We start from the raw sequence: 12,374 nt of genomic DNA, 5'->3' as shown, positions 1-12,374 counted from the left end.
TACCGCCCTCTCTCAAGCTGTTTTGCGCACCGTCCGGGCTTCGAGGGGCACGGCCGCCTCGAGGAAATGCGCCCAGGGATCGGCGGCAAGGGCCGATAGCCGCGTCGGCGTGTTCGTCACGGTGAAATAGGCCGGCCCGATCGCGGGCGCCAGTTCCTCCCAGGCGAGCGGCATGGAAACGGCGGCACCCGGCCGCGCTCGCGTCGAATAGGGCGCAACCGCCGTTGAGCCGCGCTGATTGCGCAGATAATCGATCAGGATCTTGCCGTGGCGTTTTGCCTTGGCGATGGTTGAGACGAAGCGATCCGGACTGTCGGCGGCCATGGCATCGGCCATGGCCTTGGTGAAGGCCTTGACCTTCGGCCAGTTGGCTTTCGGCTTCAAGGGAGCGACTACATGCAGCCCCTTGCCACCCGACGTCTTCACGAAAGCAGTTAACCCGGCCTGTTCCAGCCGCTCCTTCACCTGTTCGGCGGCTGCGATGACCTCGCCCCACGCGACATCGTCACCGGGATCGAGATCCATTGTGATCATATCGGGCCGCTCCCAATCGGCGAGCGTCGATCCCCACGGGTGGATCTCCAGGACGGCAGCCTGGACCAGGCCGATCAGGCCGTCGAGGTCCTCGATCGCGATCAGGGGCTCGCCATCCCGGTCCTTGGGGTCGCTCACCTGAAGAATGTGCTCGTTCACGCCCTTCCAGGCGTGCTTTTGGAAGAAGCGAGGTCCCTCGATGCCATCGGGACAACGCAGCAGGGCCAGCGGTCGGCCGACGACGAAGGGGGCCATGGCGCGCCAGACCTCGGCATAGTAATCGGCAAGCCCTTCCTTCGTCACGCCTTCCTGCGGCCAATAGAGCCGGTCGGGATGGGTGAGCTTCACGGTTCGGCGCGGTGCTGCAGCCATGGTTCCTGCCTTTTTCCTGGTCTCCCTGACGACCTCTTTTGCCGGCTTGTCCTCGCGAAGACCGCGAAAGGCAGCATGGCGCAGATGACGATCGGCCGTCCAGGCCCGGAATTCCACCTCGGCCACCAAGTCCGGGCGCGTGAAACGCACCTCCCGCCCTTCCTCGGCGGTGAGCGGGCGGGCAAACGGGTTCTGCTTGACGCGCATGCCCTCCAGGCGCCCGAACAGAGCTTCGGCGACCGAACGGGTGAATCCGGTGCCGACCCGGCCGACCGGCTCCAGGCCCCCGTCTTCATAGACGCCGAGGACGAGCGATCCGATCGCCTTTCGGGATATCGTCGATGGCACATAGCCGGCGACCACGAACTCCTGGCGCCCCGAGCATTTGGACTTGACCCAGCTCCTGCCGCGCCCGGATTGGTAGGGGGCTGTGCGAAGCTTGGAGACGATGCCTTCGAGGCTCAGCCGGCAGGCGTGACGCAGGACCATGGCGCCGCTCGCCTCGAAGTGATCGGAAAAGCGGATCTCCGCCCCGGCATCGGCGAGCAGTTCCTGCAAAAGCATCTTGCGCCGGACGAGCGGCAAGGCCCGGAGGTCATAGCCGTCAAGATGGATGAGATCGAAGCCATAATAGACGAAGCGGTCGGAGCGACCCTCGCTCAGATCGGCCTGCAGAGAGGAAAAATCAGAGGCTCCTGTGCCGGCCTCGACCACCAACTCGCCATCGAGCAGCGCCGAGCCTATCGGCAGGGCCTGCAATGCTGCCGGCACCCGCTTGCCGAACTTTCCGGTCCAATCGAGACCGCTGCGGGTCAGGAGCTTGACCCGCCCTGCCTCGATGCGCGCCTGCAGGCGATAGCCATCGAATTTGATCTCGTGGATCCAATCGGGACCGGTCGGCGCCTTGGCAACGAGCGTCGCGAGCGTCGGCTCGACAAAATCCGGCATCGGCGTCCTCTTTGCCCCCTTGATCGAGGCCGGATCGGAGACGGTGCCGGGCTTGTGTCGACCTGCTGGTTGCCGGGTCCGCCTGGCCTTGGGAGCAATCCTGCCCGTCTTGGATGACCAGCCCGGTTCTTCGCCCGCAATCTCGGCGACATCGCGGCCCGTCTTCACCGATTCCGGCCGTTCCTCCAGAATGTCGGGGGCGTCCGGCGGACGAGCGGCCTCGTCCTCTGCCTTGATCAGTAGCCAGTTCTCGCGCTTTTCGCGTGGCTTGCCGCGCATCCGGATCAGATGCCAGCGGCCGGCAAGCTTTTCGCCCTTCAGCTCGAATTCCAGATGCCCCTTGTCATAGCCCCGATGCGCATCCCCGATCGACTGCCAAGTGCCCCGATCCCACAGGACCACGGTGCCGCCGCCATATTCCCCCTTGGGGATGGTTCCCTCGAAATCTCCATAGTCGAGCGGATGGTCCTCGACATGCACGGCAAGGCGCTTTTCGCCGGGGACCAGGCTGGGTCCCTTGGTTACCGCCCAGCTTTTGAGCACGCCGTCCATCTCGAGCCGGAAATCATAATGCAGCCGCCTGGCGTCGTGCTTCTGGATCACGAAGCTGTTGCCGCGCCTGCGACCGGCTCGTCCCTTGGGTTCGGGGGTCACCTTGAAATCGCGTTTGTGGTGATAGGGTTCGAGCGCGCTCATCTCAGCCCGCCTTGCGCCGAGTCTTATGCGCAGTCGTCTTGCGCGTGGTCGTCTTGCGAGCGGCCTTGGGGGGCGCCGAGGATCGCCGCGCCGGTTTGATGCCAGTCACCCCCGCGCTTTCGCGCAAGACCGCCATCAGATCAACCACCTTTTCGCGGGCAGGCTCCTTGCGGACCGGAACCGGCTTTCCTGCGATCTTGGCCTTGACCAGATCGGCGAGGGCCTGTTCATAGCGATCCTCGAATTGCGATGGATCGAATGCGCCGGACTTGGTTTGGATGATGTGCTTGGCCAGATCCAGCATCTCGCCTTCGATGGTGAGGTCCGGAACGTCATCGAAGACCTCCTCGGCCGGGCGCACCTCATAGTCGAAATTGAGCGTGGTCGCGATCAGCCCCGGCCCATGCGCCCGAATCAGCACCGTCCGGACCCGCCGGAACAGTACGGTTCGGGCCAGCGCCGCGACCTCGCCGGCGCTCATGCCATCGCGGATCACCGCATAGACTTCCTCGGCCTCCCCATTGGCCGGCGCGAGATAATAGGGGTTGTCGAAATAGACATCGTCGATCTCCCTGCATGGCACGAAGGCGTCAACGGCCAGAGTCTTGTCGCTTTCCGGCACGGCGGATGCGACTTCCTCCGGCTCCAGTACGACATAGTCGCCTGGTGTTGTCTCATAGCCTTTGACCTGCTCTTCCCGAGGCACGGTCTTGCCAGTCTCGCCATCGATGAAGACACGATGGACGCGATGGCCGTTTGCACGGTTGAGCGTGTGAAATACTATGCGATCGGAAGCCGATGCGGCCGTGTAGAGCGCAACCGGACAAGCAACCTCCGCAATTTTCAGGAATCCCTTCCAGTTCGCTCGTGGCGCCATAGATCTACCTCCAGGCTCGACGATGACCGCCGCGAGAGCTCTGGCGACGACACCCGCGACTATTTCTCAAACCGAGCGTCGATGCGATTGTTCCTGCGCTCTGTCGCTGTCGGCCTTGCCGTCCGATGGCGTCGGAACGAAAGGGCCCAATCCTATCGGAGATATGCCCAGGCCAGATAAGCAACGAGGCAGGCCAGGGCAGCGCCGACCGTTCCCACCACCAGCACATAAAGGACCCGCCAGCCCGCTGGCCCCTGCCGGACGGTATCGGCTGTAATGTTTTGCGTATCCCGCCCATCGCGCGGGGCCGGCTGGACATTGTCCTTTTCGATCGTAGGGGTCATGTCAGCCTCCTTCTCTCGATCTGCTTGTCGCCCCAAACCCTTTTCCTGCCGATACGTTCCTCAAGGGCGCGGAGACTGCCTGCCTGCGCCAACCGGTCATGGCTCGCTCCGCCCGGAACCATCCGACCCTACCCGGGTTGTTAATCAGGAGATGTGATATGGACACCCAACCCTGGAGCCGCCCGGTCCAGCTCGGAGCCGACAGCGGAAACGTCAGGATTCTGACTTCCACCGAAGAGGCATCCTATTATTTGCAGAACGAATGGTCTGCTGATATCGGGCCGAAATTCATCGAAGCGCAGCGGACTTGTCTGGATGTTCTGGCCGGGATCGGGGGGCCCGACGATGCGCGAGCCGCCTTCCTCGAAGCCTGCAAGGAAGCCGAAATTCCCGTGATGCCTTGAGAAGGCATGCATGACGGCTACCCTGCCCGTTCCCCGGGCGTGGCCCGACAGGAGGCCTGCCAACACGGTTGCCGCTACAAGCTTGTAACGGTTGGCTGGCGAGGCGCTCCGACTTCTACCAGGAACGCGGATATTGCGGCAGGCCGAGCGTGCGTGACTAGCTCGCTTGCCTATAATCCTCCTCGCCCATTTCAAAGGTCAGGCGGGCCCTCGCCCGGTTGAGCCTGCTTTTGACCGTGCCCACGGCACAGCCGCAGATCTGCGCCGCGTTCTCATAAGATTCGCCCAGGATCACGATGAGGGCGATGATCTCCTTGTATTTGTCGGGCAGGTTCTGGAACGCTCGGCCGACTTCACCCATCCTGACGTTCCATTCCTGTTCGCCCGACGGCACCGCACTATCGAACAGCGTGTCGTCGCCGCGCAGCACCTCACGGCTCCTCTTCTTGGCCTTTGTGCAATAGCTGTTGCGCATGATCGTGAAGAGCCAGGACTTCAACCGGGTTCCCGGTTCGAATTGATCGATATTGGCGAGAGCCTTGAGAAGCGTTTCCTGAACCAGGTCGTCGGCATCGGTGGGTTCCTGACAGAAGGTGCGTGCAAAAGCGCGCAAGGCAGGGATCAGCTTTACGATGTCGGTCCGCTCAGTGTTCTCGGTCACATGATTATCCGGCAAGGAAAATCCCCTTCCTTTGGCGGCTGAGATGGTGTGGTGTGCTAATTCAACGCAGGGAGCGCGAAGGTTGTTCCGCCCCTAAGCGATAAACCTCAACACCTTCATTCGAGTCGCCGCAGCCCGCCGTCCTTCATCTTCGATACCCGCGTCGTCCCGATTGCTGCCGCTCGTTCCTTTGGATAGCGCACTTGGAACAGCATGTGCCGGTGCCGGTTTGATCAAAAATGGGTTTGGACCGCGTGGGGGAGATCGGCATGCGCCGTGCAGATGTCCGCATCGGCATATCGGGTTGGAACTACCCGCCCTGGCGCGGCAAATTCTATCCCGAAGGACTGCCGCACAGGAGCGAACTCGCCTATGCCAGCAGTGTTTTCAAGACGATAGAGGTCAACAGCACTTTCTATCGTCTGCAGACGCCGACGACCTTCGCGCGATGGTTCGAGCAAACCCCCGATGATTTCGTCTTCGCCGTCAAGGCCCCGCGCTTCATCACCCACGTCAAGCGGCTGCGCGAGATTTCGGCGCCGCTCGCCAATTTCTTCGCTTCCGGCGTATTACGCCTGGAGCACAAGCTGGGCCCGATCCTGTGGCAGCTGCCGCCCAGTTTCCGGTTCGATGCGGATCTACTCGCGGATTTCCTGAAGCAACTGCCTCGCGATACCGCCGCCGCCGTGCATGCCGCCAGGAAGCATGACGACAAACTCCGCACCGAACCGTGGCTGAAGACGCCGAGAGAGCAGCCGATACGACATGCTCTCGAAATCCGACACGAGAGCTTCCTCGTCAGCGATTTCATCACACTGCTGCGCGAGCACGATGTGACCCTCGTCTGCGCTGACAGTGTCGACTGGCCGCTTGTCATGGATGTCACGTCGAAATTCATCTATTGCCGGCTGCATGGATCAAAGGAACTCTATCGCAGCGCTTACGATGCTGAGGCGATCGATCTCTGGGCAAGACGGGTAAAGGCGTGGGCCCTGGGCAGGACACCGGTCGAAAGCCGGCTGGTGGGACAGCCCGAGGACATATCGCGACGGCGCGACGTTTTCGTCTTCTTCGACAATACCGACAAGCTGCAGGCACCACATGATGCCCAGACCTTGATGGAGCGGCTCCAACGTTTTACGATTCAAGCAAAGAGTTAGACCTATTGTGCCGATTGAGGCGCTACGCGCCGCCGTGGCCGCGATTCCCCCGAAATCAAGCGCGCCCCGGACCACGCGAACGGTGATCCGGGGCGCTTGTTTTATTGCCAGTTCCGGCTGGCGTACCAGGAATCGATCTCCGAGCGGACCTTGTCCTTGGTGAGACCATAGCGCTCCTGAAGCTTGCCCTCGAGCTGCTCACGCTGACCCGCAATGACATCCAGGTCGTCGTCGGTGAGCTTGCCCCATTGCTCCTTCACCTGACCCTTGAGCTGCTTCCAGTTTCCTTCCACGCGATTCCAATCCATGTCGTCCTCCTGTTTCGAGACCGCTACCAAACTCGCCAGGAGCCGAAATGTTCTGAAGCCCATTCATGTCGTGCGGCGGCTATTGAAAGCGGGGGGATCGCTGGCGGGAAAGGATGCGTCCGCCGCCTCATCCACTTCATCCCACTGCCCAGGAGGATAGCGCATCGCCTCAGTCCCGGCATGGCGCTCCCCGCCCAATCCGCGCTTGGACTTCTCGTCCAAGATTGCTTCCCGGGCCATACGGGCGTCGAGTTCCACCCGTAGACGCCGATTTTCGTCGAGCAGCCTGACGATGGCGAATCCACCCGCAAGAGATACCAGTAGACGAAGGCGGGACATCGTATCCTCCCCAACCAGAAAGATTGCTGACTGGTCCGATATCGGCATCTGCAACAGGGCGAGCGTGCCGCGGAATGTCGATTTCAGCCAATCTTCACAAGGAATTCTCCAGATACCTGAATATGCCTTCAGAAATCTGTCAGTAATTATCATACATACACGGAACAATTTCCCAATCATGTGAGTTTCTACCCACCGATTGAAAGGAGATTAGCATGATTTACACAATTCTCCTCGTTATTCTTATACTTGCACTGCTTGGCGCCCTGCCAAGATGGCCTTATTCGACCGGCTGGGGATATTGGCCGAGTGGCGGCCTCGGCCTTGTCGTCGTCATTCTGCTCTTGCTGCTCCTGTTAGGTCGATTGTGATTCTATCGAGACTGGGACGACGGCGGTGCCCGCTTTCGTTTCGTGCCGCCTTCTTCCACGCTCCCTGGTTTGGGAGCCGATCTCTCTGCAGCCTGCCTGACGAGTGCGGGGGTAACGCCGCGCCGGATGGCATCAGCTGCCCTTCAGCATTTCGTTGTCCATCGCGACCAAGCGTGCGGATTTCGTGCCGAGACTCGGCCGCATAGGGCGCCATGCCGGTTCCGCCTTGTTTGGATCTCATGGTATCGCTCCTTTGAGCACAGCCATCCTTGCGGCAACCGTCTCGTGGACTACGCCACACATGGCCGCCACACATGGCTCGGCACACTCTCCCTAACCCTCGACAACCATAGGGGTTCCCTGGGCGGATAGCCTGATGTGTTCGCTGCGTTTGGAACCAGTCCCTTTTTGCGCCGTTGATCCGCTGCTAAAGCGTTTTGCGATTTGACCGGGCCACCTGGAATCGCAAAGACGCGTCGAAACAAAGAGTTAGAGTAAAACTGCGGTTCGGAGAAATCGCACGTTGCTCTAGGAGGGAGCGATGCCAAGATTGAGGATCGTATCGCCCAATCAACTCGAGCTTTGCCGGCGCCGCTGCGGGCGGGGGTTTTCATATCTCGATGCTCAGGGCCATCGGATCGCCGACAAGGCGGCCCTGGCGCGGTTTCGCGCCCTGGCCATTCCACCGGCCTATTCTCAGGTCCGCATCGCGTCCGACGAACGGGCGCATATCCAGGCGGTCGGTCGGGATGAAGCGGGACGGCTGCAATATCGCTATCATCCCGAGTGGGAACGTCGGCGGGAAAACCGCAAGGCCTTGAACATGGTAAAGCTGTTGCGCACGCTTCCCAGGATCCGGGCCGCTGTCCGCCGCGACCTCGCCTCTCCGAAGCTGGATCGGAACAAGGCCATCGCCTGCGCCGTCGCCCTGATCGACAGCACGCATATACGGGTCGGTGGCACCGCCTATGCGCGGGACAATGGCAGCCATGGCGCCGCCACCCTGCTCAAACGGCATCTCACTATCAAGGCGGGCCGGGTCGAACTGCGGTTTCGCGGCAAGGGCGGCAAGCCCATACGCTGCATGACGGACGATGCCGCCCTCGCCCGCGCCCTCGGCCGCCTGCGCGCCTTGTCGGGGCCGAGGCTGTTCCAGTTCGTAAGTGCGGACGGCGCCCTCCACCCCATCGAAGCTGGCGACATCAACGCCTATCTGCGCGACATTTCCGGCATCGACGTCACGGCCAAGGATCTGCGCCTGCTGGGCGCCAGCAAATGGGCCGTCCAGGAACTCGCCGCCCTGACGCCGGCTCTTAACATAATAGGCCGCAAACGGCAGATTGCCGCCGTCATACGCCAGGTATCATATCATCTCGTCAACACACCGGCGGTCGCCCGCAAGAGCTATGTCCCGGCCCTCATCCTCGACTCCTTCAAAACCGGCAAGCTGCGCGCAGCGTTCATGAAGGCCCGTTCGAGCAGCTATCGCCGCCGCGCGGAAGCGGCGCTGCATCTTCTGGCCACAAAAGAGCAGACCGTCTGATCGGATCGCTCGCGTCCGGACATGCGGGCCCTCCTCGATTTCCTCGACGATTTTCGCCATGTCGAGGCCATTCGGGAACCTGGCACGGCCGTATTGGTTTGGAGGACCAGCACAAAGGAGGCCCATCATGCCCCGTGGAGACAAGTCGAAATATACCGACAAGCAGGAACGCAAGGCCGACCATATCGCCGAGGGTTACGAGGCTCGCGGCGTATCCGAGAAGGAGGCCGAAAGGCGCGCCTGGGCCACCGTCAACAAGGACGATGGTGGCGGCAAGAAACCGGGCGGGTCGGGGCGTGGCAAAGCCACGACCCATCCGGCTTCCCATAAGGGCGGCAAGCTCGGAGGCGAGGCTTCCGCCTCGCGGCCAGCGGCGGCACGCTCCGCATCCGCCAAGAAAGCAGCCGCCACGCGCAAGCGCCACGAAGCGGGGCATGCCTGATACGGCATGCCCGCAGCGTGAGGGAAGACATCATGACCCGCAAGCCGAAGCCTTCGGACAGGGACCGCGACCAGCCCTACACCACCGAGCGAGAGGAATATCGGTTCGACAAGGTGAAACCACCGACCGATCCGGAAGAACGACGTGCCCACAGCAAGCCTGGCGGCGGAGTCAAGCGCGCACCGGACAAAGGTCGTCCCCCGCACCGATCAGGTGATCTGGATCGATGACGCTACGGCAAGCTCGAACGGGTACCGCCATGCGACCTCCAACCGGCGCAGAGACCCTGGACCCAGATCAGGACGAGATCATCACGCTCGCCGAGGTCAGACGATTGGTTGCTGTTTGCGAGCGCTGCGATCTTTACAAGCATGCCACCCAGGTGGTGATGGGAGAAGGTCGGGAAGATACCCGCCTGGTTCTGGTCGGCGAGCAGCCGGGCGATCAGGAGGACCGGCAGGGGCGCCCTTTTGTCGGGCCGGCCGGCCGGTTGCTCGACAGATGCCTCCAGGATGCAGAACTCGATCGCGACGCGTGCTACCTCACCAACGCCGTCAAGCATTTCAAATTCGAACGCTGGGGCAAGCGCCGGATTCATGAAAGGCCCAATGCCGGCGAGGTGCAGGCCTGCAAATGGTGGCTGGACAGGGAGTTGAAGATCATCAAGCCCGAATTGGTGGTGGCTCTCGGTGCGACGGCTGTCCAGGCCCTGCTCGGCCGTGGCGTCGGTGTGATGAAACAGCGCGGCCAGGTCCTGCCCGGGCCGGACGGGCTCCAGATTCTCGTGACTGTCCATCCCAGCTATCTGCTGCGCATCCCGGACTCCGATATGGCTGCGCGCGCCCGTTCTGCCTTCATCGAGGATCTACGCAAGGTCCACGCCATCCTCGCAAAAAGGGTACAGGCACGATGAAGTCACCTCAGGCACGCCCCGCTGTCCTAGCGTGAGACAGCCTCCAAACGCGCAGTCAATGGAACAAACCTGCCGCATCCGGCTTAGGAAACAGACTCGCGGCCGGCCTCCCCGGTTGCAGTCGAGGTCCGGCCCGCAGCCTGAGGAGCGGGTAAGGCCCAGATTTCATTCGTCGATGAGGGAGGTACGAATGATGCAACCGGATAGAAAATCCTTCGACTTCGCCGAGCATCGTCACGCCTATCAAGGCTTCGTGCGGCTCACACTGATCGTGGTCTTTCTCCTGCTCTCCCACCTCGTGGCACTCGCTGTCGGAGGGGTGGCCCATTTATGGCTTCTGGCTTGCCTGGAGGTCGCTCTATCGATCGTTGCCGCCGTGGTTGGCGCGGCGATCCCTGGCCTTGATTGGAAGCCTGGAGCCGCCGTACTGGCCTTTTGCCTGCTGACCCTGGCGATCGCCGCCGGTTGAGCGTGCCCGTTCGGGCCACGAGGTGAAGATGGGCAGGGTCAAGGCAGCTCTCGATGAATCCCGCACCTTGATGCTCGGGGCACAAATCCTGCTGGGTTTTCAATTGCAGGCTCCTTTCCAGGACGCCTTCGAACATCTCACGCCCGCCGAAAAGGCCATCGAGATCATCGTGCTCGGCCTCATGGTGCTGGTTCTGGGCTTTCTGGTCTTCCCCAGCGCGCACCATCGCATCGTCCACAAGGGGCACGCCGCTCCTGGGGTTGAAGAAACGGTCAAATGGGCGATGGTTGCAACCTTGCTGCCATTCGCACTGGCGCTGGGGTTCGCTCTTTACATAGCCGGGATCCGTGTCGCCGGCTTCGCCACTGGCGTGGCCGCAGCATTGGCCGGGTCCGTCCTCGCATTGGGCACCTGGTACGGCCTGCCGCTCTTTCAATGCCGGCAACAGCGGGAACAACCTATGCCGATCGCCCAGGAAACCTCCATTGGCACCAAGGTCGACCACGTCCTGACCGAGGCGCGCGTGGTTCTGCCCGGTGCACAGGCCCTTCTGGGCTTTCAACTGGCCATCATCCTGACCGAGGGCTTCGAACGCCTGCCCCCGTCTGCTAAGCTGGTGCACGGCCTGGCGCTCGGGCTGGTGGCGTTGTCCACCATTCTGCTGATGGCCCCGGCCGCCTACCACCGGCTGGGCTACCGCGGCCGTGATACCGAAGAGTTTTATGAGGTTGCGAGTCGGCTCGTCCTGGCTGCAACCGTCTTTCTGGCTCTCGGCCTCTGTGCGGACGTCCACGTGGTCGTGCAGAAGATCGCCCAAAGAGATGAGCTTGCAAATCTGCTCGCCGGCCTCTCGGCCGCACTGCTGCTGGGGCTGTGGTATGTGCTGCCTTTGTGGCATGCCCGGCGACGGCTGGGCGAGGAACAGTCAGAAAACACTCCTCCACCGAGACAAGAATCGAGGACAAGGCCCGGCTCTCACAATCTTCCAACGTGAATGACGGAAGTGTGGAGCAGGATTTCCCGTGCGATCTGCGGCCAGTCCTCGGCATGCAGTTCGTGGCCGCCGCCCTCGATGGCGACGAGGCGCGCTCCCTTGATGGCCGCCACCATGGCATGGGCATGTGCGATCGGAAACACCGGATCCGCCATGCCATGCACGACCAGGGTGGGAATCTGGATATCAGCGGCTTTGGCTCGGACGGGCGACGGGGCCGCCGCCGCCAAATGGTTCTGCAGGCTCGAAAAGGATGGCGAACGAGCCAGATCCCTTTCGATCAGACGCCGGGCTGCGCTGGCATCATGCGGGTGGCGTTTGCTTGCAACCGCCTCGGCGTCGCGGGCCAGAAAATCCGCCACCTGATCCCGATCATTCCAATCCAGATGGTCGAGCGTGGCCATGTGCCTCCTGTAGTCGTCGTCGGGCGGCGGCAACCACTCGACGCCGAGCGGCGTGGAGCTGACGATGGTCAACGTCTTGACCCGATGCGGCCTGATGAGTGCGGCCAACTGGGCAATGACCCCACCCATCGACATGCCGACCAGATGACCTGCCTGCAGATTGTAGCCACTGAGCACAGCCATGGCATCCTTCGCCATGTCCTCGAGTGTGTACTTGGCTGTTCCCGGCACATAGGCCGTCGACAGGCCGGTATCCCTGTTGTCATAGCGGATGACATAACGGCCACCCGAGGCAAGCAATTCCGCGAAGTCATCGAGCCACCAGGCCATCGAGGCGAATGCGCCCATGATCAGAAGGATAGGCGGATCGTCGAGATTGCCGAAAGCCTGCGTCTGGATCTTCACCCCCTCGCCTTCAATGGTCCGCTCTTCCATCGCGCCAAACTCCTTCCTGGTAAGGCCGATCCCGCCATGCGATCGGCCTGGATGGGAAGATTGGCGATAGCCCATGTCGGTACGACGATGATCCTCCGCCCGGGAGGAGCCAGCCCTGCGGCTCCATCGATACAATTGCCGCGTCAAATGAGCGTATCGG

At 62.0% G+C, this 12,374-nt stretch carries 16 protein-coding genes; 9 read left to right on the top strand and 7 right to left on the bottom strand.

What is annotated here, in order from left to right:
• Positions 1-12: 12 nt before the first annotated feature.
• The 3 genes from ligD to ACN6KF_RS30490 all read right to left on the bottom strand — a co-directional run bounded on the left by ligD (position 13) and on the right by ACN6KF_RS30490 (position 3,771).
• The gene (gene ligD, locus ACN6KF_RS30500; RefSeq protein ID WP_434960629.1) at positions 13-2,550 is read right to left on the bottom strand and encodes a DNA ligase D; all 2,538 of its coding nucleotides are present in this window, start codon (positions 2,548-2,550) and stop codon (positions 13-15) included.
• A 1-nt stretch (position 2,551) separates the two neighbouring features.
• Positions 2,552-3,427: a non-homologous end joining protein Ku gene (gene ku, locus ACN6KF_RS30495; protein ID WP_434960628.1), complete on the bottom strand. Its 876-nt coding sequence runs from the start codon at positions 3,425-3,427 to the stop codon at positions 2,552-2,554.
• A 152-nt stretch (positions 3,428-3,579) separates the two neighbouring features.
• Positions 3,580-3,771 carry a hypothetical protein gene (locus tag ACN6KF_RS30490; RefSeq protein ID WP_434960627.1) on the bottom strand — a complete coding sequence of 64 codons (192 nt, stop codon included), beginning with the start codon at positions 3,769-3,771 and terminating at the stop codon, positions 3,580-3,582.
• 158 nt (positions 3,772-3,929) lie between these two features.
• Between ACN6KF_RS30490 and ACN6KF_RS30485 the strand changes: the two genes are divergently transcribed.
• Positions 3,930-4,175, top strand: coding sequence for a DUF982 domain-containing protein (locus tag ACN6KF_RS30485; RefSeq protein WP_434960626.1), 246 nt, complete (start codon positions 3,930-3,932; stop codon positions 4,173-4,175).
• A 157-nt stretch (positions 4,176-4,332) separates the two neighbouring features.
• On the opposite strand, the gene ACN6KF_RS30480 is transcribed toward ACN6KF_RS30485, so the two are convergent.
• The gene (locus ACN6KF_RS30480; RefSeq protein ID WP_434960625.1) at positions 4,333-4,836 is read right to left on the bottom strand and encodes a sigma-70 family RNA polymerase sigma factor; all 504 of its coding nucleotides are present in this window, start codon (positions 4,834-4,836) and stop codon (positions 4,333-4,335) included.
• A 269-nt stretch (positions 4,837-5,105) separates the two neighbouring features.
• Here ACN6KF_RS30480 and ACN6KF_RS30475 point away from each other — a divergent pair, with 269 nt between their 5' ends.
• Positions 5,106-5,996 carry a DUF72 domain-containing protein gene (locus ACN6KF_RS30475; RefSeq protein WP_434960624.1) on the top strand — a complete coding sequence of 297 codons (891 nt, stop codon included), beginning with the start codon at positions 5,106-5,108 and terminating at the stop codon, positions 5,994-5,996.
• Between the two features lie 101 nt (positions 5,997-6,097).
• On the opposite strand, the gene ACN6KF_RS30470 is transcribed toward ACN6KF_RS30475, so the two are convergent.
• Together ACN6KF_RS30470 and ACN6KF_RS30465 are read right to left on the bottom strand one after the other, a co-directional pair.
• Positions 6,098-6,304, bottom strand: coding sequence for a CsbD family protein (locus tag ACN6KF_RS30470; protein WP_434960623.1), 207 nt, complete (start codon positions 6,302-6,304; stop codon positions 6,098-6,100).
• 63 nt (positions 6,305-6,367) lie between these two features.
• Positions 6,368-6,823 carry a hypothetical protein gene (locus tag ACN6KF_RS30465; protein ID WP_434960622.1) on the bottom strand — a complete coding sequence of 152 codons (456 nt, stop codon included), beginning with the start codon at positions 6,821-6,823 and terminating at the stop codon, positions 6,368-6,370.
• 35 nt (positions 6,824-6,858) lie between these two features.
• On the opposite strand from ACN6KF_RS30465, the gene ACN6KF_RS30460 reads away from it, so the two are divergent.
• The 7 genes from ACN6KF_RS30460 (at position 6,859) to ACN6KF_RS30430 (ending at position 11,375) form a co-directional block, all read left to right on the top strand.
• Entirely contained in the window at positions 6,859-7,014 is a 156-nt protein-coding gene (locus ACN6KF_RS30460) for a DUF3309 family protein (RefSeq protein ID WP_434960621.1), read from the top strand.
• 541 nt (positions 7,015-7,555) lie between these two features.
• Positions 7,556-8,557, top strand: coding sequence for a DNA topoisomerase IB (locus tag ACN6KF_RS30455; RefSeq protein ID WP_434960620.1), 1,002 nt, complete (start codon positions 7,556-7,558; stop codon positions 8,555-8,557).
• Positions 8,558-8,684: 127 nt separating this feature from the next.
• Positions 8,685-8,999 carry a plasmid stabilization protein gene (locus ACN6KF_RS30450; RefSeq protein ID WP_434960619.1) on the top strand — a complete coding sequence of 105 codons (315 nt, stop codon included), beginning with the start codon at positions 8,685-8,687 and terminating at the stop codon, positions 8,997-8,999.
• A gap of 32 nt (positions 9,000-9,031) precedes the next feature.
• Positions 9,032-9,229 (top strand): hypothetical protein, encoded by a 198-nt coding sequence (locus ACN6KF_RS30445; protein WP_434960618.1) that lies wholly within the window; start codon positions 9,032-9,034, stop codon positions 9,227-9,229.
• Positions 9,230-9,258: 29 nt separating this feature from the next.
• Positions 9,259-9,912: a UdgX family uracil-DNA binding protein gene (locus ACN6KF_RS30440; RefSeq protein ID WP_434960617.1), complete on the top strand. Its 654-nt coding sequence runs from the start codon at positions 9,259-9,261 to the stop codon at positions 9,910-9,912.
• A gap of 190 nt (positions 9,913-10,102) precedes the next feature.
• Positions 10,103-10,381, top strand: a complete 279-nt coding sequence (locus ACN6KF_RS30435; RefSeq protein WP_434960616.1) for an aa3-type cytochrome c oxidase subunit IV — start codon at positions 10,103-10,105, stop codon at positions 10,379-10,381.
• A gap of 28 nt (positions 10,382-10,409) precedes the next feature.
• Entirely contained in the window at positions 10,410-11,375 is a 966-nt protein-coding gene (locus tag ACN6KF_RS30430; RefSeq protein ID WP_434960615.1) for a DUF6328 family protein, read from the top strand.
• On the opposite strand, the gene ACN6KF_RS30425 is transcribed toward ACN6KF_RS30430, so the two are convergent.
• Entirely contained in the window at positions 11,357-12,289 is a 933-nt protein-coding gene (locus ACN6KF_RS30425) for an alpha/beta fold hydrolase (RefSeq protein ID WP_434960614.1), read from the bottom strand. The two genes, ACN6KF_RS30430 and ACN6KF_RS30425, sit on opposite strands and share 19 nt — an antisense overlap.
• Between the last annotated feature and the right edge of the window lie 85 nt (positions 12,290-12,374).

The sequence above is a fragment of the Labrys methylaminiphilus subsp. lupini genome (genome assembly GCF_051161885.1).
Classification (GTDB): domain Bacteria; phylum Pseudomonadota; class Alphaproteobacteria; order Rhizobiales; family Labraceae; genus Labrys.
The sequence above is the reverse complement of the archived record's forward strand: the minus strand, read 5'-3'. Positions and strand labels throughout refer to the sequence as shown.